Raw genomic sequence first — 20,887 nt, 5'->3', positions numbered from 1 at the left:
CTGGACGTATGAAACAACCGTTCAGTACAAGCAAAATGTATAAATGCCCGTTCAATCCCTGCAACGAGGTTAGGGAGGGACAGTGAAAGGTACGGGATGCATGACACGACAGCGCACGGCGGTCATCCTCGGCGCGGTAGCGGTCCTCGCGGTCGTGGCGGGGGTGACCGGTGGTGCCGGTGCCGCCCCCTCCACGGCGGCCAGCAGTACGGGCCACGGTGCGGAGAACGGGAACTACACCGTCGATCTACCGTTCGCGACGGACCACTATCCGCGGGCCAAGAACCCCGGCGGACCCAACAACGCGAGCATCAACCATTACGCGGCCGGGACGGAGGAACTGTTCGAGAACGCGGGCGCCTCTCGGGGCGTCGAGCATCTGAAGTACATCCGGATCGGCAACCCGGACGTGGATTTCTCGCAGTGTTCGACCTCGAACACGGCGGCGTTCGGTATCGACCGGGACAGCGACGACCCGGGGACGAAGGTCGACGTCGACCTCCTTCGGTATCTGGAGAAGAACTCGTTCAACGACCACTCCATCGACATCTACCTGTACGAGGGTGACGAGCTGGCCTCGCCGAGCCCGAGCGACAAGGGCGGCGCCGAGACCGGCAGAGAGGACGGCGACGGCAACGCCGAGCTGTACTCGGACGACCAGATCGTCGCCCATCAGGGGTATCAGTCCGGAGGCGGCCCGTGCTACGGGATGCCCACCGAGCCCGGCTGGTACCAGATCCAGGGCTACGCGAACGGTACCTCCTACAGCGGTAACGAGGTCGAGGTGAACCTGGTCTCGCACTACTACTACATCTGTGAGTGCCAGTCGGAGGAGGAAGCGTACAACCAGCTCGGCGCCCCGCCGGGTCAGGAGAACCCGTACGAGAGCGGCGGCGGTGACTCCTCGACGGCGACGGCGACGGCGACGCCCGAGGCGACTGCGACTGCCACCGAGACGAGCAGCGGTGGCGGCGGTGACGGTGGCGGCGGTGGTAGCGAACCGACGGCGACGGCGACGGCGACGCCGACCGCTACCGCGACTGCCACCGCGACGGCCACGCCGGAGCCGACGGCGACCGAGGCGGGAAGCGGTGGCGGCGGTACAGGTGGCGGCGATGCCGGTGCAGGGGGCGGCGGCGGTGGTGGCGGTGGCGCGGCCGGGCAGACGGTGACAGTGACGGCGACGGCGGGCGCGAACGGCGGTGCCAACACCGGCGGTTCGGGCGGCGGCCAGCAGGCTCAGCAGAACCAGCAGGATGCTGGCCCGATGACGCCGACGGCCGGGTCCGGGCCGGGCTTCGGCCTCGTGGCGGCGCTGGGCGGCGTGCTGGCGGCCGCGCTCCTCGCGGTCCGGCGCGACTGACCGAAACGACCCGGCCCTCACCTTCCCGTTCGTCGAGGTGTGACCCTCCCGACGGACTCGTCGCCTTCCCGTCACTGATTACTTCGCTAGCACCTCGCCCCGATTATTTTGCCAGCATCTACACTTCGAAACGGATTATATTTCCATGAATCGGTCTAACACGGTATATCCCTCGAAAATCTCGAAGTGCTTTTCCGTCCGAGAACGTTCCGTCTGGGTATGCGTACCTCGACGCTCGTCGTCGTCGCGGCGGTGGCGCTCGCGGTGGTGGCGGTCGGCGGTGGGGCCGCCACTGGTGGGGCGGCCGCGACCGGCCACGACAACGGCATCGGTTCGAACTACACGGTCGCCCTGCCGAACCAGGCCGACCATTACCCCGGGACTCAGGGTGGTGCGGCGAGCATCTGGCACCTCGCGGCGGGCGGTGACTCCTTCGAGGCCACCTCCTCGCCGAAGGGGCTCAAACGGATGGATACACTGACCATCAGCAACCAGGATATCGTCTTCGGCGGCTGTACCACGGAGGACACGGCCGCGTTCGGCCTCGACTACGGCAACAACAACACCGGGACGAGGACCGACGAGGGGCTCCTGCAGCACCGACAGACCTCGTCGTTCAAGCAGCACGCCATCTTCGTGAACTTCTTCGGCCCGGACTCGATCGCCGGGTCACCCGTCCGGTACAACGCCATCGACCAGATCGTCGCGGTCCAGCAGGACTGCTACGAGATGCCCAGCGAGCCGGGCTGGTACCAGATCAGCGCGCGCATCAACGGTACCGGCTACAACGGGAACTACATCGACAGCAAGGACCAGGGAACCATCCGCTCGCACTACTTCTACATCTGTGACTGTCAGAGCGAGCAGGAGGCCCGCGAGAAACTCGGCCCGCCGCCGTCCGACGACGGTGGCGGTGGTGGCGATGGTGGTGGTGGCGAGTCGACCGCGACCGCGACGGCCACACCGGAGCCGACGGCGACGGCGACCGAGACATCCGGCGGTGGCGGCGGTAGCGAGTCGACCGCGACCGCGACGGCTACGAGGACCCCGACCGCAACCGCGACCGCGACGGCCACGAGGACCCCGACCGCAACCGCGACGGCCACGGCGACCGAGGCAGCTAGCGGCGGCGGTGGTGGTGGCGGTGGCGCAACCGGACAGACCGCGACAGCGACGGCGGGCACGAATGGCGGTGCCAACACCGGTGGTTCGGGCGGTACTCAACAGCAGACCGTCCAGCAGGGTGCAGGCCCGGCGACGCCGACGGCCGGGGCCGGCCCGGGATTCGGCCTGGCGGCCGCGCTGGGCGGCGTGCTGGCGGCGGCGCTGCTCGCGGTCCGGCGCGACTGAACGGCTCGCTCTGGGGCGTCCAGCCGCCATGAGACGGTCGGTTTTTGTCCCTGTGTGGGAACGAAGGGTTTTATAGCTCCATCCGTTTCCTGGGATAAGAATCCGAATGGCGGCCAGAAACCAATTCAGCGGCGCGTTAACGATTGCAGTTGTCACGATAGCCGCCCTCATGGTGGTGGGTGGCGTGGGGGGCGCCGGTACCGGGGGTGCCGGGACGAACCACGGCACGAGCGGTGATTACACGGTGTTCCTGCCCAACGAAGTGGACCACTACCCGGGCGATATGAATCCGGGTAACGCGAGCATCCAGCACCGGGCTGTCTCGGGGAGTGCCTTCGACGGGACGCCGTCACCGAAGGGGTACGAGGCGGCCGGCTTCCTCATCATCGGAAACGAGGACGTCAACTTCGGCGAGTGTTCGACGGAGAACACGGCTGCGTTCGGGCTCGACCGCGAGAACGACGCCGAGGGGACGAAGACCGACGAGTCGCTGCTGGCGGCCCGCGAGAACTCGCAGTTCAAGGAACACGAGATCGTCATCGACTTCTTCGACGAGGGGGACCTCGCCGGCGAGCCGATCTCCATCAACGCCGTCGACGAGATCGTGGCCGTCCAGAACCAGTGTTACACGATGCCCAGCGAGCCGGGCTGGTACCAGATCAACGGCTTCCTCAACGGCACCGGCTACAACGGCAACGAGTTCGATGTGTCGCTCAACTCGCACTACTTCTACGTCTGCGAGTGCGGGAGCGAGCAGGCAGCCCGCGAGCAGCTCGGCCCGCCGCCGAGTGAAGAGGGGACCAGCGGCGACAGTGAGCCGACGGCGACGCCCGAGGCGACGGCCACCGCAACCGCGACTGCGACGCCCGAGGCGACGGCCACCGCAACCGCGACCCCGGAAACGACCGCGACCGCGACGGCGGTTCCGGAAGCCACCGCGACGGCGACACCCGAGGAGACGGCCGAAGCGACCGCGACAGCCGCGGCGACCGCGACGGCGAACGACGGTGGGGACCAGAGCGGCGACGGGGACGGTGCTGCCGGTGGTGGTGCTGCTGACGACGGTGCGACCGGCGGGTCGACGGCCACGGCGACCCGGACGGCCGCCCCCGGCGGCGCCGGACAGGGTCCGGCGACCCCGACGGTCGGTGCGGGACCGGGCTTCGGCGCGGTCGCCGCGCTCGTCGGCCTGCTGGCGGCGGCGCTGCTCGCGTTCCGGCGCGGCTGAGCGGTCGGCAGCACGGCGCTCGCGGGCGCCCGGGGACGCACGACCCGGGCGCCCGTGAAAGACAACGCCTATTTGCGGCCGCGGCAACCGCCCACATATGCAACGACGAGTCGCGGCGATATACCTCGTCTTCTTCGTCGTCATGGGGGCGAGTGCCTATTCGGTCATCGCGGTGGCACAGCAGCCCACCATCGACCTCGATGGCGAGGAACTCGCAGTGGGCGATTCCATGACGGTCGACGGGAAGACGTACACCGTCTCGAACATCTCCGAGCAGAGCAGCGGCGGTGGCGGCCACGGTGGTGGGGGCGGCACGACGCTGGTCGGCCAGCTCTCGACAACGAACGATTCGTTCGTCTACAGCGCCGAGCTGTCGAACGGGACGGCACTCTCCCCGACCAACTCCTCGTGGACGGGCAAGCAGGGCGAGTTCTCGGCCACCATCCAGAACGGCGACTCCGTCCAGTACAACGGCACCCAGCAGACTGCCAACGTCTCCGGCGGTGAGCTATCGCTGGTGAACGCGACCGGTAACGTCACGGCCTCGTTCGCCGTCGGCGACAGCCTCCCGTACGAGAACACCACCGCCACGGTCACCGAGGTCGGCAACACCTCGGCCACGGTGGTCTGGGGTGACAACTACGAGGTCGTCATCCCGAACGTGACCGACGTGAGCGAGTTCCACGCCGTCCAGCGGTTCAACGTGACCGAGCGCCTCCGGAACGACCCGGACGTCGAGAACCAGGTGTACGGCAGCGACGACGGGCAGTTCGTCCGCTACCGCAACGGTACCACCCAGCCGCTCGACGCGTACCTCCCCGAACCCGCGAGGACGACGTTCACCGAGGGTGACACGCTCACCTACCGTGCGGCCGAGGACCTCTCGGTCCCGGCCAACGAGACGACCGTCGCGAACATCTCCAGCGACCGTGTCCTCATCGAGTGGACCGGGCCCCGGACCACGAGCCAGGAACTGACCGAGGGCGCCAACGTCACGCTCACCGGGCAGACCCACGTCGTCCACTTCGCCAACCCCAGTACGGTCGTCATCTCCTCGGACTTCGGGAGCTACCAGGGTCAGGTCGAACAACAGGACTACTACCACGAGCGGATGAACGGTCTCTGGGGCATCTCCATCCTCTCCGGCTTCGGTGCGCTGATGATCGTCGCGCTGGCCTACCTGCCGACCCGCGGCTGAAATCGCAACCGCCCGGAACCGGGCGCTCCGCGGCTCGTTCTTCCCGCACGCCACGGCCGAAGAGTGGCCGGACCTCGGGCGTCGCCACTGCCGCTTGTGCTCGCTCGTTCGCTCCGCTCACTCGCCACAGGGTTCAAATCCCTCTCGGCTGCGTGATTCGCTCCTCACGTTCACTCGTCGCAGAATAACGGGCCGAGAGGGATTTGAACCCCCGACCGTCTGGTCTCTTCCGCGAGTTCTCGAAGCGGCCGAGAACAGCGCGCTAAAAGCCAGACGCTCTGCCGGGCTGAGCTATCGGCCCTGGTTAAAGATTACTGAGGGGCGGTGTAATGCTTACGATTGGCTGTCTATCTTCTGCGACAGCCAGCAATCCAGCCTGAACTTTTCGGCCCAGTTTATATCAGGGGAGTCCTTATCCGGTGCTTCGACTCGAAGGGAGATGGTAGTCTTTGGTGCTTCGGAGAGTGGTACGATGTATGTTCTCTCCATTTCTGGCGAATATGCTGCAAAAATATCCATTTCGCCCTCGTAGCCTTCCTTTTCTACCTTCCGCGTATGGGTTCCTGTACTGCGCGTTGCAAACTGGATGCGCCCGTCTTTGAGGCGTCCAGTTTCACCTGTACGCGATAAAAGCGTCCGGAAGCCTCGATAACGAGATCATATCTCTCGTTGTCCCCGAATGGCTGAAGCACTGTGATGCCACGCCGAACGAACTCGTGCAGGACAACTGCTTCGCTACGTTGTCCGCGCTCCTTCGGGTGGATTGTGCTCGACAGCTCCCGGATGCTTCGAGGATTCCCAGGTAGGTTTTGCCGGGCATCCTCGTCCCTGGGGACGAAAGCCAGGCAGACTGATGTGTTGTCTCAGATGCGGTCGAAGTAGTCCACGAGTGCAGCCTCGACGACCTCGGAGGGGTCCACGTCGTCCAGCGCGGCGCGCCGGCGGAGTTCGCGGTAGACATCCGGTTCCAGCGAGACGGTCAGCTGGCCGAGCTCGACGCCGACCTCGGCGAGCGCCACCTCGACGCTCATCCCCTCGTTGACCCGTGAGGCCGCCGCCCGGACCTCCCGGACCGTGAGGCCGTGGTCGAGGGTGGCCCAGGCGAGCAGGAAGCGGGCCTCGCCGGAGACGCGGGCGATGTGTTTCGCGGCGGTGGGGGCGATGCGCCCGAGCGCGACGTAGCGCCGGACCGAGCGCGGGAGGTCGTGGACCCGTGCCCACTTGCGGATGAACGCGACCGTGGCCTCGCCGCCGGCACGTTCGGCGGCGGCCTTGTAGGAGCCCTCGCCGCGGACGAGCGCTGCGCAGGCCGCGGCGCCCCGGAGCATGAAGACGTTGTCGTCGGCGCCGGCGGTGTTCTGTGAGAACCGCCGGACCACGTCCGCCGCGAGCTCGAGGCTCTCGGGGTCCGAGGGGTCGAAGCCGACCGCCTCGTCGCCGGCCACCTCCGGCTCGCCCCGGATGACCGGCTGGCCCACCGGTGACTCCCGGTCGGCAGGCGGCCCCTGGTCGTCGCGTCCCCGTCCTGTCATTGGAATCCCGTAGGTGGAACCAGGGCAAAAACCTCCCGCCCGCGTGTAGCGGCTGCGAGAAGGGGTATCGACGGTTCAGTCGTCGGCTTCGGCTGCGCCGTCGCGGCCCTCCGAGAGGTGCTCCCAGACCTCCGCACAGCCACAGCCGTCCTCGACATCGTCCAGGTGGCTCGTGTCGACCTCCTCGTTCTCCTCGACGGTGGCGGCCTCCTCACTCATCACTGCCCTCCGATTCGACGAGTTCCGGCGCGACATCCGCCGCCGGTGCGACATCGCTTGGTTGGCGGTCAGTCATCACTCACCCGTATGCCGGCTCACTGTATAAGGCCGTGCGCCCGGACAAGCCTGTCCCCCACTCCCCACTACCGGATTCCGTTGCCGGTAATGGCGACGGGTCCGTTCCAGTGAATCCGGCCGCTATCTGGTGGTTCTCGCGGTCCTGGTTCGTCACCACGTCGAACGACGCCCGACGATCCTCGCGAGGGGCGACACGGTTACCTGCGCCGGTGCGCTCTTGCCCGTGTGGTCACCAGTATCCACCAGCTCGACGACGGGGCGTGGATCAGCGTCAACGACTCCCGCGAGGTGAACGTGAGCGACCTGTGGTGGCTCGCGCGCCACGACGTCTGTGACTGCGAACTGTCCGACTTCCTCGCCGAGGGGTTCGTCGAGGTCGGCGTCGACCCACCGGACGTGACGGCCCGTATCGCCGGCCAGTGCATCGCCTGCGGGGAGAGCGGGGTCACCGACTGGTTGGTCGTCGGGCGGGTCGACCCCGGCACCGGTCGGTTCCGGGGCGTCGACGCGGAGAGCGTCCACGTGCCGCGCCGGCGGACCCGCCTCGCGTCCCCGCCGGAGGAGTAATCTCTCGGCGGCGGCCGCGCCGCGGTCCCGTCCGCCCCACCCGAGGGCATTCCCGGACATCCCCGCGAACCCGGCGAGACCTGTCACGAACTACCGGTAACATGTTCTGGTACCCGGAAGCACCGGGGACGCTTGGCGACAGAGGCGCGCCTATACGTGGGGGCGTCTTGGACGTGGATATGCCGAGCAAGGTCGAAGGGTGGAAAGACGAGATCTACGGCAACGAGATCCGTGACCATCTCTTCGAGTTCGCAGAACAGGGCTGGGACGCCATCCCGGATGACGAGCAGGACGCCTGGTTCGAGCGCTTCAAATGGTGGGGGCTGTACCACCAGCGGAAGGGCCAGGAGAGCTACTTCATGATGCGCATCGGCACTCCGAACGGGGTGCTGGAGCCGGGCCAGCTGCGGGTCGTCGGCGAGATCACCGACGAGTACGCCCGCGGCCCCGTCGACAATCCGGAGTTCGGCGGCGCGTACGCCGACTGGACCACCCGCCAGAGCATCCAGCTCCACTGGATCAAACTGGAGGACATCCCCGCCATCTTCGAGAAGCTCGAATCGAACGGCCTCTCGACCATCCAGGCCTGCGGCGACTCCTGGCGGAACATCGTCGGCTGTCCCGTCGCCGGGAAGGACGAGCACGAGCACGTCGACGCGTGGCCCGTCGCCCGCCAGCTCCACGACGAGTTCAAGGGCAACGAGGCGTACTCGAACATGCCCCGGAAGTGGAAGGTCTCCGTCACGGGCTGTGACGAGGGCTGTGGCCAGGGTGACATCAACGACCTCGCGTTCGAGCCCGCGGTGAAGGAACAGGACGGCGAGGAGGTCACGGGGTTCAACGTCCGCGTCGGTGGCGGCCTCTCCCGCAAGGAGCCCCGCTTCGCCCGCTCCATCGACGTGTTCTGCACGCCCGAGGACGCGCCGAAGGTGTCCGCCGGAATCAGCGCCCTGTTCCGCGACCACGGCGACCGCGAGGACCGCTTCAACGCCCGCATCAAGTTCCTCATGGACGAGTGGGGCCCGGAGAAGTTCCGCCAGGTCCTGCAGGACGAGTACATGGACTACGAACTGCCCACGGCGGGCGAGGACCTCCGCGACGAGTACACCTACAACGCCGGCGACGGCGAGCACGGTGACCACGTCGGCGTCTACGACCAGCCCGACGGGAAGAACTACGTCGGCCTCTCGGTCCTGACGGGTCGGATGGGTGCCGACGACGTACTGGAGCTGGCCGACCTCGCCGACGAGTACGGCTCCGGCGAGGTCCGTCTGACCCAGCGCCAGAACATCATCGTCACGGACGTGCCCGACTCCGAACTGGAGGCGTTCCTCGACGAACCGCTGCTCGAGAACTACTCGCCCGACCCGCACCCGTTCATGCGGGGCTCGCTCGCCTGTACGGGCACGGAGTTCTGCTCGCTCTCCATCACGGAGACGAAGAACCGCATGGTCCGGTACGCACGCTGGATGCGCAGCAACGTCGACGTGCCCGAGGGCGTCGAGGACTTCCACATCCACCTCTCAGGCTGCACGGCCTCGTGTGCCCAGCCCCAGATCGCGGACATCTCGCTCCGCGGGATGAAGACCCGGAAGGACGGCGAGCCGGTCGAGGCGTTCGACATCGGCCTCGGCGGTGGCCTCGGCGAGGACCCGCACTTCGCGGACTGGGTGGAGATGCGCGTCGCCGCCGACGAGGTGCCGGGCTACATCCAGAACCTCCTCGCCGACTACGAGGAGCGCCGCGAGGAGGGCCAGTCCTTCCGCGACTTCATCGCCGCGCACTCCGAGGAGGAACTGCAGGAGATGGGCGAGCCCGAGGAGACCTCCTACGAGGACCCCTACATGCACAACACGAAGATGACCTGGTACCCCTACGCCGAGGAGGACGGGATGAACGCGAGTCCCGCGCCGACGGACGGTGCGGGCGAGTCGCTGCCCGCCGACGACTAAGAGCTTTTTTCCCGCTCGGGTTCGCCGGCGGAGCCGGCGAACCACTCGCGGTCGTGGAATCGCTTCGCGATTCCACGGGCAATCAGAACGCGCCGCGTTCTGATGACGGCAAAAAACGTTCAGAAAAAAGGCCGGCCTCCGCGCCCTGCGGGCGCTTCGGCCGGTGAACCGCTCGCTCCGTTCGCGGATGCAGCCGATATCTGGCCGGGAGCGCGTGGCCGAGCAGCGGGGCGGCTTCGCCGCCCCGGCAAACGGCGCGTAGCGCCGTGCGCGCGAGGCCCGCGCATGCCGGGAGACTCCGTCCCCCGTACCCCGCGGCGTAGTCGTTCGAGACGGCGAAGCCGTCTCGTGATGACGAAAATCTCCGATTTTCGAACCACCGCGGGAACCCGGGGAAGGGCAGGGCTACCACTCCGTGCCACGTTCTATGTCCCTGGCGGACTCGAAGGGCGAGCGGGCTCCGGGTCAGCTGACGACGCAAGCACCGCAGGCCGAACGAAGTGAGGCCGAGGCGCGCAGCGAGTCAGGGACCCGGAGCGCGCGAGGGCTTCGTAGGTGTCTCCGCCACTGTTGTTAACGGCATAATAGGTGTTTAATGGGGGATGTTGTATGAAAATAGATATATTTGGATGTTTATAACTGATATTATATTGTTATTAGGCACCCTCCGCTTCTAGCCGTCCTGGTGCCGAACGTTTACGCCGGCCGGCCCACCACTCCCGGTATGTTCGAGAAGTCGACGTGGATACGCCTGCCCCGGAACGTGGTGGTGGGGCACGGTGTCCTCGACCAGGTGGGCGAAGCGGTCGACGACCTCTACCTGAGCGGGACGCCCCTCCTCGTGACCTCGCCGACGCCGAACGAACTGGCGGGCGAGCGGGTCGCGGCCCAGTTCGCGGACCAGGGTGTCGTCCCCGAGACCACCATCGTCGAGGAGGCCTCCTTCGGCGCCGTGGAGGACGTGATGGCAGCCGCCCGGGCGGCCGACGCGGACTTCCTCATCGGCATCGGCGGCGGCAAGCCCATCGACATCGCGAAGATGGCCGCCGACGAACTGGACCTCGCCCTGGTGTCGGTGCCGACCGCCGCCAGCCACGACGGTATCGTCTCCGGCCGCGGGTCGGTCCCGGAGGGCGACACGCGCCACTCGGTCGCCGCGGACCCGCCGCTCGCCGTCGTCGCGGACACCGAACTCCTCGCTGCGGCTCCCTGGCGCCTGACGACGGCGGGCTGTGCGGACATCATCTCCAACTACACCGCGGTGAAGGACTGGCAGCTCGCGCACCGGCTGAAGAACGTCGAGTACAGCGAGTACGCCGGCGCGCTGAGCCAGATGACCGCCGAGATGCTGGTGGGCGCGGCCGACTCCATCAAGCGCGGGCTGGAGGAGTCGGCGTGGATAGTGGTGAAGGCGCTCGTCTCCTCGGGCGTGGCGATGTCCATCGCTGGCTCCTCGCGGCCGGCGTCGGGCGCCGAGCACCTCATCTCCCACCAGCTCGACCGCATCGCCCCCGGCGCGGCACTCCACGGCCATCAGGTCGGGGTCGCCTCGCTCGTCACGGAGTACCTCCACTCCGGCGAGGACGGGGAGTGGCGGAACGCCCGGAGCGCGCTGGAGAACCTCGGTGCGCCCACGGACGCCGCCGAACTCGGCATCGACGACGAGGACTTCCTCGAGGCGGTGACGACCGCTCACACCATCCGCGACCGCTACACCATCCTCGGCGACGGCGTCGACGAGCGTGCCGCGCGCGAGGCCGCGACGGTGACGGGTGTCGTCGGTCGAGAGTGAGCGAGCGGTCTCGTCTCCTCCCGGCTCAGGCGTCCGGGTAGCTCCAGGGGTTCGCGGCCTCGTACGCGGCCGCCAGCGACAGTAGGCGCTCCTCGTCGTAGCGGTGGCCCACCAGCTGCAGGCCCACGGGGAGCCCGTCGTCCGTGAGCCCGGCGGGCACCGTCACGACGGGGTGGCCGCTCATGTTGAACGGCCAGGAGAGCATCCAGTCCATCGGCAGCCCGGCGACGTTCTCGCCGTCGATCTCGTTGGGGAACTCCCCCTCTAGCGGCAGCGGCGGCGTCGCCAGCACGGGCACCGCGAGGGCGTCCCGGCCATCCAGGGCGTCCTCGACGGCGTCGTAGAACGCCGTCCGGCCGACGTTGGCGTCCAGGTAGTCGTCGGCGCCGTGGCCCCGGCCCATCCCGAGCGTGTTGAGCAGCGTGGGCGAGACCTCGCCCGCGTGCTCACCCTCGATGTCGAGGTCGGGATGCTCGTCCTCCAGACGGTCGACGACGGTGGCGAAGAAGGCGGTGGCCTGCTTGCCGTAGTCGAACGTCATGTCGCCCTTCGGCGGGCCGCCGACCGTGGCGTCCTCGACCGGGGCGCCCGCGTCCGCGAGCGCGTCCACGGCCTCGCGGCACGCGTCGCGCACCGACTGCTCCACGGCGAACCGGTCGAGGTCCGGCGAGTAGCCGACACTGAACTCCTCGGCCGGAACGCCGCCCGCCGCGGCCGCCGCGTAGTCGCCCTCGGCGGGCACGGAGAACGGGTCCACGTCGTCCTGGCCCGCGAGCACGTCCAGCATCAGGCCCACGTCCTCGACGCTGCGGGCCATCGGCCCCAGCACGGCGAACGGGGAGTGCGAGTTGAACCCGTCCGGGCGGGTCTCCTTCGGGACGAGCCCGTACGACGGTTTGACCGAGACGACGCCACAGCACGACGCCGGGTTCCGCAGCGAGCCGCCCACGTCGCTCCCGGTCGCGAGGACGGTGAGGCCGTCGGCCAGCGCGGCCGCCGAGCCACCCGAGGAGCCGCCAGCGTTGCGCTCGAGGTCGAACGGCGTCGCGGTCGGGCCCTGCAACTCGTTGTAGGTGAGCGGCGTGTGGCCGAGCTCCGGCGTGTTCGTCGTCCCGACGATGACCGCTCCTGCGGCCTCCAGCCGCCGGACGGTCACGGTGGTGTGGTCGGCGACGTTGTCGGCCAGCGGCTTCAGCCCGTGCGTGTTCGGGACGCCCTCGATGGTCTCGGTGAGGTCCTTCACGGCGAGCGGGACGCCCGCCAGCGGGCCGGGGTCCTCGCCGTCGGCCACCTGCTCGTCGACGGCGGCAGCCTGCTCGCGGGCGCGCTCGTCGAGGACCGTCACGAGGGCGTTGGTGGGGTCCCCGCGGTCGGCGATACGCTCGAGGAACGGCTCGACGGTGTCGACGGCAGACCGGTCGCCCGCACGGACCTCGCGGGCGATGGCCGCGGCCGACTGGAACGTGTCTGTCACGCCACCGCGTGCGGGCGGTCGGGGCTTAGCTCTAGGGCTCCGGTGTCGACACGCTCCCGGCGTCGCCGCGCTGGCCAATCACTAAGTAGAACACCCATCTAGGTCGAGACGTACTGACATGGTCCCCGAACGCCTCCTCCCCGGGGTGGGTCGATGAGCCGCTGGACTGCCGGCGCCCTGCAGCGCGGTCGGTCGCGGATACTGCTCGTAGCGGCGTTCTCGCTGTCGGTCCTGCTGGCGGCGCTTGCGGGTTCAGTCGCGATGGGAGCTGCGGCCGCCCAGTCCGATGGCGACCCCCACGTCTCGATTCCGAACGTCACCGTCACGCCCGAACAGCCGACGCCCGGCCAGCGAACGGAGATACGGACGACCGTCCGTGTCGCCGAGAGCAGCCCCGACAGCATCGAGGTGAGCGACATCTACATCCGCCGTGCGGGTGGTGACGGCATCCGGGAGTACGCCCGGGCCGAGGATTTCGGCACGGTGACGCCGGGCGGGTCGCTGACGGTTCCGCTGTCGGTCTCGTTCTCCGAACCGGGCGTGAAGGACCTGCGCGTCTACGTCCGCGGCGAGTCCGACGACGGCGATCGGGTCCGGCTCCAGTACCCCGTCACGGTCAGCGTCAGCGAGGGCGGCCTCCGGATGAACGTGGTCGGGTCCGAGGCGGCGGTCGGCGACGAGGCGCCGCTCGCGGTCAACGTCTCGAACGGTGACCGGTCGGCGTTCCGTGACCTCGAGGTGACCGTCGACGGCACGGCCCTCGAGGTGGACGACCCGCGGCGGCTCGACGCGATGCTCGCCTCCGGCGCGGACCGGACGTTCACCTACGATGCGACGTTCACCGAGACCGGCGACCGGACCGTCGACGCGACGCTCCGGTACACGACCAGTACCGGGGAGACGCGGACGCTCCGCGACAGCGCGACCGTCGACGTGGGGACGGGTGTCGGCCTCGATGTCGCGGTCCGGAACGCGAGCGTCGGCGGCGAGACGCCGGTCGCCGTCACCGTCGCGAACGGGCGGCAGGCGTCGCTCGGCGACATCGAGGTGGTGGCGAACGGCTCGAACGTCCGCGTCGAGAGCTCCCGCCGGTTCGCCGCCGACCTCGGGGCGGGTGCCGAGCGGACGTTCACCTACGATACGACCTTCCCCGACCAGGCCCGGAGCACGGTCGCGCTGACGCTGCGGTACACGACGCCCGGTGGTGAGCGCCGCACCGTCCGCGAGACGACCACGGTCGACCTCGGGCGGGGTGGCGCACCGGTCGAGCGGCCGCAGGTCGAGGTGAGCGTCGCGGACGCCGTCCCCGGCGCGACCCGCCCGGTGAACGTCACCGTCGCCAACGGGCTGGAGAACGAGATCCGGCAGGTGCGGGTCGTGGCCGACTCGCCCGAGGCCGAGTTCGAGGTGACCGAGCGGGTCCGCTCGACGCTGGATGCGGGCAGCAACGCGACGTTCCGTTATCCGGCCAGCGTCGCCGAGAGCGGCGGCTACCCGGTGAACGTGACGCTCGTCTACACGGATGACGGTATCCGGCGGCGCATCACCCGCCAGTTCGAGGCGTCGTTCGGTGCTCCCGCCAACCCCGGCGAGATCACGCTGACGGGTGTCGAGGCGGTCGAGACCGGTGGCGGCCTTGAGATATCGGCGACCGCCAGCAACGTCGGGTCCAGCGACGTGGAGGCGGTCGTCGTCTCGGTCGATGGCGAGCGGGTCGCCGCCGCCGACTACTTCGTGGGCGGCGTCGACGCCAGCGACTTCGCCTCGTTCAGCCTCTCGACGGCGGTCGACGGCAACGTCTCGGCGGCCCCGGTCCGGGTGAGCTACGTCGTCGACGGCGTCGAGCGGTCGTTCACCACCGACGTGCCCGTCCAGCAGGCCGCTCCCGCGCCGAGCCGCGGCGGCGGTGGCGGAGGGCTCCCGCTGGTCCCCATCGTCGCCGTCCTCGTGGTCGTGGGAGGCGCCGTGGCCGTCTACCGCCGGCGGCGGGGGTGACCGCCGTGGGACGCGACGCCGGCGACGGCCGCTCTGTCGACCCACGCTCGGACCCACGGTCGGGCTCGTACATCCCCGAGAACGCCATCATCCGGGGCGAGGATGTCGTCAAGGAGTACGAGACCGGTGACACCGTCGTCCGGGCGCTGAAGGGTATCGACTTCGGCATCGCTCCGGCCGACTTCGTCGCGGTCGTCGGCCCCTCCGGGAGCGGGAAGTCCACGCTGCTGAACCTGCTCGGGCTGCTCGACGTGCCGACCAGCGGCATCGTCCGACTCCGCGGTGAGGACGTGGCGACGTTCTCTGATCGGCGTGCCACGAGGGAGCGCAAACGGGCCATCGGCTTCGTCTTCCAGCAGTTCTACCTCATCCCGACGCTGACCGCGCTGGAGAACGTGGAGATGCCGCGGATGCTCGACCGGACCCCGAAGCGGACCCGCGAGCGTGCGCGGACGCTGCTGGAGCGGGTCGGGCTGGGCGAGCGGCTGGACCACTACCCCGACGAGCTGTCAGGTGGGCAGAAACAGCGCGTCGCCGTCGCCCGCGCGCTCATCAACGACCCTGCCATCCTGCTGGCCGACGAACCCACCGGCAACCTCGACCGGGAGACCGGTGACAGCATCCTCGACCTGTTCGACGAGCTCCGGGCCGAGGAGGACGTCGCCGTCGTCACCGTGACCCACGACGACTACGTCGCGGCGGCGGCCGACCGGGTGGTGAACCTCGTCGACGGCGAGGTCCGCGACGACGAGCCCATGGCGACCGACCCGGGTGGTGGGGCGTGAAGCCGCGCCGCCGGCTCGCCGTCCAGTTCCCGACGCTGGTGCTGGCCCGGCGGAACCTCTCGCGGGCCACGGCACGGACGGTACTGGCCGTGGTCGCCATCGTCATCGGGGTGGTCGCCATCGGGGCCATCGGCACCGGCGGCGAGGCGTTCAAGCAGGACCAGCTGGAGGCCTACGAGGGGTTCGGCGGGACCGCGACCGTCGACCCGGTGTTCTACCCCGAGGCGGGGGGTGACCCGGACACGACGTTCACCGACGCGGAGATCGGGCGGATGCGGCGCGCCAGCGGTGGTGCGACCGTCCTCCCCGTCGTGGAGCCGGCGGGGTCGTTCGTCCGGTCCCCCTCGGGGGACCCGCTACTGACGGTCCAGGTGCGGGGGCTTGGGAACCCGGGAGCGTTCTACGACGCACAGGCCGGCGAGATTCCGGCCAACTGGCGCCGGAGTGTCATCGTCGGGAGTCGGGTCGCCGCCGACAACGATATCCAGCCGGGCGACCGGATGACGGTCCTCGTGAACGGCGAGTTCGAGCGCTCGTTCCGGGTCGCGGCCGTCCTCGAGCCACAGGGGTTCGCCGACCCACTGAGCGCAGACCAGGCGGTGTTCGTCCCGCTGGCGCAGTTCGACGACGCCGAGTACGGGCGCGCCATCGTCCGGGTCGACCCCCAGGTCCGGTCGATCGACGCCGCGGCCGCCGGCATCGAGGCCGAGTTCAACGACCGTCGCCGGACGGTGGATGTCAGTACCGTTCAGGACCAGCGCCAGCAGTTCGAGCAGTTCTTCGCCACCGTCAACCAGTTCCTCATCGGCATCGGCGCTATCTCGCTGCTCGTCGCGGCGGTCACCATCGCCAACACGATGCTGATGTCGGCCATCGAGCGCGAGGGAGAGATCGGCGTCTTCCGGGCGGTGGGCTACCCGAAGCGCGCCGTCGTCAGCCTGCTCGTCGCCGAGGCGACAATCCTCGGCCTCGTCGGGGCCGCCATCGGCGCCCCCGTCGCGCTCGGTATCGGTGCGGTGGTCAACCAGTTGCTCGTCGGCGACCCGCTGGCGTTCACCGACGCCGGCCTGCGGTACGTCGGCCTCGGGGTCGGCTTCGGCATCGTCACCGCGCTCGTCGCGGGTATCTACCCCGCGTGGAAGGCGGCCAACCGGCCGCCCGTGGAGGTGCTCGGGTGATGGCCGAGGGCGCCCACCCGGCTACTCCAGGGGGTGTGTTCGCGTGAGCTGGCTCTACCGCCTGACCGGGCGGTTCCCGTCGGTCGTCATCGCCCGGCGGAACGTCTCGCGAGCGAAGGCACGGTCGGCACTGGCCGCCGCGGCTATCCTCATCGGCGTGGTCGCCATCGGCACCATCGGCGCGGGCGGGGCGGCGTTCAAGCAGAGCCAGCTCAACTCCATCCAGGAGCAGGGTGCTACCAACGTCTTCGTCGCGCCCGGCTTCGACAAGCCCGAGCGCTACTTTGACCGCGAGGACCTGCTCGCCATCGAGGAGACGGTCGGGCCGGCCGGGGTGGTCGCCACGCAGAGCGCCTCGCGGGAGGTGGTCGGCCGGGCCGGCCGCCGGGAGTCGGTGTCGGTCACCTTCATCGAGGACGTGCGACCGCTGTACACCGTCGAGCGGGGAGCCATCCCGGAGAACTGGCGCCGGAGTGCGGTCGTCTCCGCCGGATTCGCGGCCGAGCGCGGCCTCTCGCCGGACGACCGCATCACGCTCGTCAGCCAGGAGCGGACCGGTGGGACGACTGTCGAGCGGGAACGGACCTACCGCGTCAGCGCCGTGCTGACCGAGACCCAGGGCTTCGGCTCGACCGGCGTGTATCTCCCCATCGAGCAGGCCGAGAACCGTCGGTACAGCCAGGTCCGGGTCACAACCGGGTCGGCCGACGAGGCCGAGGCCGCCGCGACGGCGCTTCGGGAACGGTTCAACGACCGGAAGGAGCTACTGCTCGTGTTCGAACTCACCTCGCTACTCCGCCTGCTCAGGACCATCATCGACGGCATCAACGTCTTCCTCGCCGGACTGGGGTCGCTCTCGCTGCTGGTCGCGGGCGTCGCCATCATGAACACGATGCTGATGGCGGTGCTCAAGCGGCGCGAGGAGATCGGCGTCCTCCGGGCGGTCGGCTACACGCAGCGCGATGTCGTCCGCATCCTGCTGGTGGAGGCGGCGATGCTGGGTGGCATCGGCGCCGTTCTCGGACTCGGCCTCTCGCTGCTGGTTGTGCTGGCCGCGAACGCCGTCTTCCTCGGGGACCCGCTGGCCTTCACCGCCGAGTCGGCCGGGTACCTGGTCGCGGCCGTGGGATTCGGCATCGTGACGAGTCTCGTCGCCGGGGCGTACCCGGCGTGGCGCGCGGCCCGCGAGCGGCCGGTCGAGGCGCTCCGCGGGTGACGACTCGGGTCGGGCGTGACGAGAAGCGGGGCGCCGCTCAGAACGCACCGGGGACGACGAGCTGGCCGCCCGCCAGGAGCGTGCCGCCGGTGAAGAGGATGGCGGCGGCACCGAGGCCGAGCACGAGCAGCAGGAAGATGACTACCCACGCCGTGCTGATTTCGGTGTTCTCCGGGACGCCGGGGTCGGAGGTGGACATGTTCCGGCGTGAGGCTGGCGCGGGTAAATGGGTTCCGAGTTACGATGCCGCGAGCGCCCGCCTACGACTCCGTACCGTCCCGGACCTTCACCGCCATCCCCGTCTCGAAGTCGGCCATCCCCGTGGCCGGCAGTTCCGCGCGGCCGACGGCGAGCAGCCGTTCGTCGGCGTCGGCGCCGGCCGCGGCGGGTGCGTCCGCGGCGTCGAGGTCGACGCCCTGGCCGACCAACGGCCCGCCGTGGACCACCAGCACCTCGTCGCCCGGCCGGACGTCGGGCCCGACGCCGACGACGAACTTCGCGAAGGCGTTCTTCCCCTCGCTCACGAACGGGACGGACTCGGCGTTCACCGCCACGCGGTTCGCGGGCGCGTTGAGCGCCTGCAGGCGGCGCCCGCCCGCCACGCCCAGCGTGAACCGGCCGTCCGTGCCGAAGGAGACGAGTCGCCGGTGGTCGTCGGCGGTGGCGACCTGTCGGGGTCGGCCGGAACTCGTGCGCTGGACGCCCTCCTCGCCCGTGAACAGGTCCTCGGCACCGGCTCCGAACTGGTAGGCCGCCACGCGCCGGAGGCGGCCCAGTTCCTCGTCGGTGATGGGGCCGTCGGTGCCGACGTGGCCGGGTCGTCGGGCGGGGTCGTCGGCGTCCTCGGTCATACTCCGACGGGCGGGGTCCCCGGGCAAACGCCTTTCGACCCGCGATGGGCGCTCCCGCGGACGCAGTCGCCCGCGAAAGCGGGACTTATGTCTCCGAGACCCCTCCCCCTGCGTATGGCCTCGGACTGGCGGAAGGTCGCGCTCGGAGTGGTCCTGCTGGCGGTCAGCAGCGTCGTCGTGGTCGGCTACGGGCTGCAGAACGGCCCGATCCCGCCGGCTGCGGCGGCTGCCGCCGCGGTCGGCGTCGTCGCCGGCACGCTGCTGCTGGGGCTGTCCGAAGAGGACGCGAGCGTCTAGTTGGCGTGTAATTCGTACAATTACTGTGTTAAATGGGGTATAGTGGCGAAGCTGCCTACAATAGGTACTTCTCCTCGTCCTCGCTCATGTCGACGAACGAGTCCGCGGCCTCGATGAGTTCGTCGGCGGTGGACTCGCCGAAACTCATCACCTCTACCCGGGTCCCCTGGTGGCGGACGTGCGAGCAGAGCCGGGAGAAGTCGCCGTCACCCGACGCGAGGACGATGGCGTCGACGTGCTCGGCCAGCGTGATGGCGTCGAGCACGATGCCCACGTCCCAGTCGGCCTTCTTCGAGCCGTCGCCGAAGGTCTTGATCTCCTTGATCTTCGTCTCGAAGCCGATGTCCCGGAGCGCGTCGAAGAAGTCCTCCTCTGCCGGCGAGTCCGCACGGATGACGTACGCGATGGCGCGCACGAGTTCGCGGTCCAGCCTGGCGCCGTCGAGGAGCGCGGTGTAGTCGATGTTCCGGGAGTAGAGGCTGTGGGCCGTGTGGTAGAGGTTCTGCGAGTCCGCGAGCACGGCCACCCGCTGACTGTCGTGGATGGGGGGCATGCCCGGTGGTCGTGTGGGCGTCGGGGAAAGGCTGTCGGGACGGCTGCCGCGGTCGCTCCGGAGGAGACCCCCTGACGGCACCGCGAACCGCAAGGAGGCCGTCTGTGTCGGTGCCGCCGGGGTTTTCAGTCCGGGGGAACACGGCCTCGATGATGACCCCGCTCGAAATCACGCTCCGCCTGGTCGCCGGGACGCTGCTCATCCTGGCCAACGGGTTCTTCGTGGCCATCGAGTTCGCCCTCACCCGTGCCCGGCAGTTCACCGAGGAGGAGTTCGTCGGCGACCGGCCGTCGCTCCAGCGCGCCTGGGAGATGACCGACGACCTGGAACTGTACCTGACGACCTGTCAGGTCGGCATCACGGCTTCCAGCATCGCGGTCGGTATCGTCGCCGAACCGGCGCTGGCGGCGCTGTTCGAGCCGCTGTTCAGGGGGACCCGCCTCGCCGCCATCGGCTCCGGTGCCATCATCGCCTTCCTCATCATCAACCTCGTCCACCTGACCCACGGGGAGCAGACCCCGACCTACCTGGGCGTGGAGCGCTCGCGGTTCGTCTGCCGGTACGGCGCCGCACCGCTGTACTACTTCCACAAGCTCATCTCGCCGATCATCGCGCTCGGCGACGGCGTCGCGAAGGGGACGCTGAAGCTGTTCGGCGTGGAGATGACCGGCGCCTGGCTGGAGACCGAGGAGGATGTCATCGAGTCCCGGGCGGACCTGCGCAACCGGCTGGGAAGCGTCCTCCGGGAGGGTGACCTCGCCGACGAGCGCCGGGAGGAGGTGCTGAACGCGCTCCGCATCGGCGAACAGCCCGTCCGCGAGCTGATGGTTCCGCCCGAGGAGATCATCGCCCTGTCGACGGAGGACTCGGCCGAGGAGAACCTCGACCGGATGGCCGAGCGACCCCACACGCGCTATCCGCTGGTGGGGGAGGACCTGACCGACTACCGCGGCATCATCTACTTCCCGGTGCTGGCGCGCCACCGCGACGAGCTGGCCGCCAGCGAGGTCGACTTCGAGGGACTGGCGGCGCCCCCGATGACGCTCTCGCCGGACACCGACGTCAGCGACGCTATCGACCAGTTCCAGCTGGAGGGGCAGGAGCTCGCGTTCGTCGTCGAGGACGGCGAGGTCATCGGAATGGTGACGGTGACCGACCTGCTGGAGTCGGTGACGGGTGACCTTGAGGACCCGCTGGACCGCGAGGAGCGGCCCGAGACCGAGGCCGGCGACCGCCAGCCGCCCGGAGCCTGAGCGAAG

At 69.2% G+C, this 20,887-nt stretch carries 19 protein-coding genes, 1 tRNA gene and 1 pseudogene; 13 read left to right on the top strand and 8 right to left on the bottom strand.

Going from position 1 to position 20,887, the window contains the following annotated elements:
• Positions 1-100: 100 nt before the first annotated feature.
• From NL115_RS05900 to NL115_RS05885, 4 genes are all read left to right on the top strand, one after another.
• Positions 101-1,363 carry a hypothetical protein gene (locus NL115_RS05900; RefSeq protein ID WP_254833148.1) on the top strand — a complete coding sequence of 421 codons (1,263 nt, stop codon included), beginning with the start codon at positions 101-103 and terminating at the stop codon, positions 1,361-1,363.
• Positions 1,364-1,582: 219 nt separating this feature from the next.
• On the top strand, positions 1,583-2,713 hold the full coding sequence (locus NL115_RS05895; RefSeq protein WP_254832265.1) for a hypothetical protein: 1,131 nt from the start codon (positions 1,583-1,585) through the stop codon (positions 2,711-2,713).
• Between the two features lie 184 nt (positions 2,714-2,897).
• Positions 2,898-3,941 (top strand): PGF-CTERM sorting domain-containing protein, encoded by a 1,044-nt coding sequence (locus NL115_RS05890; protein WP_254832264.1) that lies wholly within the window; start codon positions 2,898-2,900, stop codon positions 3,939-3,941.
• 97 nt (positions 3,942-4,038) lie between these two features.
• The gene (locus tag NL115_RS05885) at positions 4,039-5,139 is read left to right on the top strand and encodes a hypothetical protein (protein WP_254832263.1); all 1,101 of its coding nucleotides are present in this window, start codon (positions 4,039-4,041) and stop codon (positions 5,137-5,139) included.
• A gap of 188 nt (positions 5,140-5,327) precedes the next feature.
• Here the strand turns inward: NL115_RS05885 and NL115_RS05880 are convergent.
• From NL115_RS05880 to NL115_RS05870, 4 genes and pseudogenes are all read right to left on the bottom strand, one after another.
• Positions 5,328-5,440 (bottom strand) — tRNA-Lys (locus NL115_RS05880).
• Positions 5,441-5,472: 32 nt separating this feature from the next.
• A pseudogene (locus NL115_RS20710) lies at positions 5,473-5,903 on the bottom strand (group I intron-associated PD-(D/E)XK endonuclease).
• Positions 5,904-6,002: 99 nt separating this feature from the next.
• Positions 6,003-6,671 carry a DUF7119 family protein gene (locus tag NL115_RS05875; RefSeq protein WP_254832262.1) on the bottom strand — a complete coding sequence of 223 codons (669 nt, stop codon included), beginning with the start codon at positions 6,669-6,671 and terminating at the stop codon, positions 6,003-6,005.
• A 75-nt stretch (positions 6,672-6,746) separates the two neighbouring features.
• Positions 6,747-6,926, bottom strand: coding sequence for a DUF8595 family protein (locus NL115_RS05870; RefSeq protein WP_491536942.1), 180 nt, complete (start codon positions 6,924-6,926; stop codon positions 6,747-6,749).
• A 267-nt stretch (positions 6,927-7,193) separates the two neighbouring features.
• Here NL115_RS05870 and NL115_RS05865 point away from each other — a divergent pair, with 267 nt between their 5' ends.
• From NL115_RS05865 to NL115_RS05855, 3 genes are all read left to right on the top strand, one after another.
• Complete coding sequence (locus NL115_RS05865) at positions 7,194-7,535, top strand: DUF8134 family protein (protein ID WP_254832260.1); 342 nt, start codon at positions 7,194-7,196, stop codon at positions 7,533-7,535.
• Between the two features lie 179 nt (positions 7,536-7,714).
• Positions 7,715-9,487, top strand: coding sequence for a nitrite/sulfite reductase (locus tag NL115_RS05860; RefSeq protein ID WP_254832259.1), 1,773 nt, complete (start codon positions 7,715-7,717; stop codon positions 9,485-9,487).
• A 724-nt stretch (positions 9,488-10,211) separates the two neighbouring features.
• On the top strand, positions 10,212-11,279 hold the full coding sequence (locus NL115_RS05855; protein WP_254832258.1) for an NAD(P)-dependent glycerol-1-phosphate dehydrogenase: 1,068 nt from the start codon (positions 10,212-10,214) through the stop codon (positions 11,277-11,279).
• 25 nt (positions 11,280-11,304) lie between these two features.
• On the opposite strand, the gene NL115_RS05850 is transcribed toward NL115_RS05855, so the two are convergent.
• Positions 11,305-12,753 (bottom strand): amidase, encoded by a 1,449-nt coding sequence (locus tag NL115_RS05850; RefSeq protein WP_254832257.1) that lies wholly within the window; start codon positions 12,751-12,753, stop codon positions 11,305-11,307.
• 153 nt (positions 12,754-12,906) lie between these two features.
• Between NL115_RS05850 and NL115_RS05845 the strand changes: the two genes are divergently transcribed.
• The 4 genes from NL115_RS05845 to NL115_RS05830 all read left to right on the top strand — a co-directional run bounded on the left by NL115_RS05845 (position 12,907) and on the right by NL115_RS05830 (position 17,927).
• The gene (locus NL115_RS05845) at positions 12,907-14,748 is read left to right on the top strand and encodes a COG1361 family protein (RefSeq protein ID WP_254832256.1); all 1,842 of its coding nucleotides are present in this window, start codon (positions 12,907-12,909) and stop codon (positions 14,746-14,748) included.
• A 71-nt stretch (positions 14,749-14,819) separates the two neighbouring features.
• Complete coding sequence (locus tag NL115_RS05840) at positions 14,820-15,533, top strand: ABC transporter ATP-binding protein (protein WP_254833065.1); 714 nt, start codon at positions 14,820-14,822, stop codon at positions 15,531-15,533.
• The gene (locus NL115_RS05835; protein WP_254832255.1) at positions 15,530-16,711 is read left to right on the top strand and encodes an ABC transporter permease; all 1,182 of its coding nucleotides are present in this window, start codon (positions 15,530-15,532) and stop codon (positions 16,709-16,711) included. Before NL115_RS05840 ends, NL115_RS05835 begins: the two co-directional genes overlap by 4 nt.
• A 43-nt stretch (positions 16,712-16,754) precedes the next feature.
• Positions 16,755-17,927, top strand: coding sequence for an ABC transporter permease (locus NL115_RS05830; protein ID WP_254832254.1), 1,173 nt, complete (start codon positions 16,755-16,757; stop codon positions 17,925-17,927).
• Between the two features lie 37 nt (positions 17,928-17,964).
• On the opposite strand, the gene NL115_RS05825 is transcribed toward NL115_RS05830, so the two are convergent.
• Complete coding sequence (locus tag NL115_RS05825) at positions 17,965-18,126, bottom strand: hypothetical protein (RefSeq protein ID WP_254832253.1); 162 nt, start codon at positions 18,124-18,126, stop codon at positions 17,965-17,967.
• Positions 18,127-18,187: 61 nt separating this feature from the next.
• The gene (locus NL115_RS05820) at positions 18,188-18,778 is read right to left on the bottom strand and encodes a PUA domain-containing protein (protein ID WP_350355289.1); all 591 of its coding nucleotides are present in this window, start codon (positions 18,776-18,778) and stop codon (positions 18,188-18,190) included.
• A 114-nt stretch (positions 18,779-18,892) separates the two neighbouring features.
• Here NL115_RS05820 and NL115_RS05815 point away from each other — a divergent pair, with 114 nt between their 5' ends.
• On the top strand, positions 18,893-19,075 hold the full coding sequence (locus NL115_RS05815; RefSeq protein WP_254823835.1) for a hypothetical protein: 183 nt from the start codon (positions 18,893-18,895) through the stop codon (positions 19,073-19,075).
• A gap of 55 nt (positions 19,076-19,130) precedes the next feature.
• Here the strand turns inward: NL115_RS05815 and NL115_RS05810 are convergent, their stop codons facing one another.
• Positions 19,131-19,628 carry a LabA-like NYN domain-containing protein gene (locus tag NL115_RS05810; RefSeq protein WP_254832252.1) on the bottom strand — a complete coding sequence of 166 codons (498 nt, stop codon included), beginning with the start codon at positions 19,626-19,628 and terminating at the stop codon, positions 19,131-19,133.
• Between the two features lie 152 nt (positions 19,629-19,780).
• On the opposite strand from NL115_RS05810, the gene NL115_RS05805 reads away from it, so the two are divergent.
• Positions 19,781-20,881, top strand: coding sequence for a hemolysin family protein (locus NL115_RS05805; protein WP_254832251.1), 1,101 nt, complete (start codon positions 19,781-19,783; stop codon positions 20,879-20,881).
• Positions 20,882-20,887 lie beyond the last annotated feature (6 nt).

Source organism: Haloglomus salinum (assembly GCF_024298825.1).
Classification (GTDB): Archaea; Halobacteriota; Halobacteria; order Halobacteriales; family Haloarculaceae; genus Haloglomus; species Haloglomus salinum.
This window is presented reverse-complemented; position numbering and strand designations above follow the sequence as displayed.

Bases quoted from the DNA above. Each gene is read 5' to 3' on its own strand.
- NL115_RS05845 (WP_254832256.1), top strand. From the start codon at position 12,907: ATGAGCCGCTGGACTGCCGGCGCCCTGCAGCGCGGTCGGTCGCGGATA.
- NL115_RS05895 (WP_254832265.1), top strand. From the start codon at position 1,583: ATGCGTACCTCGACGCTCGTCGTCGTCGCGGCGGTGGCGCTCGCGGTG.
- NL115_RS05815 (WP_254823835.1), top strand. From the start codon at position 18,893: ATGGCCTCGGACTGGCGGAAGGTCGCGCTCGGAGTGGTCCTGCTGGCG.
- NL115_RS05825 (WP_254832253.1), bottom strand. From the start codon at position 18,126: ATGTCCACCTCCGACCCCGGCGTCCCGGAGAACACCGAAATCAGCACG.
- NL115_RS05870 (WP_491536942.1), bottom strand. From the start codon at position 6,926: ATGTCGCGCCGGAACTCGTCGAATCGGAGGGCAGTGATGAGTGAGGAG.
- NL115_RS05820 (WP_350355289.1), bottom strand. From the start codon at position 18,778: ATGACCGAGGACGCCGACGACCCCGCCCGACGACCCGGCCACGTCGGC.
- NL115_RS05805 (WP_254832251.1), top strand. From the start codon at position 19,781: ATGACCCCGCTCGAAATCACGCTCCGCCTGGTCGCCGGGACGCTGCTC.
- NL115_RS05810 (WP_254832252.1), bottom strand. From the start codon at position 19,628: ATGCCCCCCATCCACGACAGTCAGCGGGTGGCCGTGCTCGCGGACTCG.
- NL115_RS05860 (WP_254832259.1), top strand. From the start codon at position 7,715: ATGCCGAGCAAGGTCGAAGGGTGGAAAGACGAGATCTACGGCAACGAG.
- NL115_RS05875 (WP_254832262.1), bottom strand. From the start codon at position 6,671: ATGACAGGACGGGGACGCGACGACCAGGGGCCGCCTGCCGACCGGGAG.
- NL115_RS05855 (WP_254832258.1), top strand. From the start codon at position 10,212: ATGTTCGAGAAGTCGACGTGGATACGCCTGCCCCGGAACGTGGTGGTG.
- NL115_RS05900 (WP_254833148.1), top strand. From the start codon at position 101: ATGACACGACAGCGCACGGCGGTCATCCTCGGCGCGGTAGCGGTCCTC.
- NL115_RS05885 (WP_254832263.1), top strand. From the start codon at position 4,039: ATGCAACGACGAGTCGCGGCGATATACCTCGTCTTCTTCGTCGTCATG.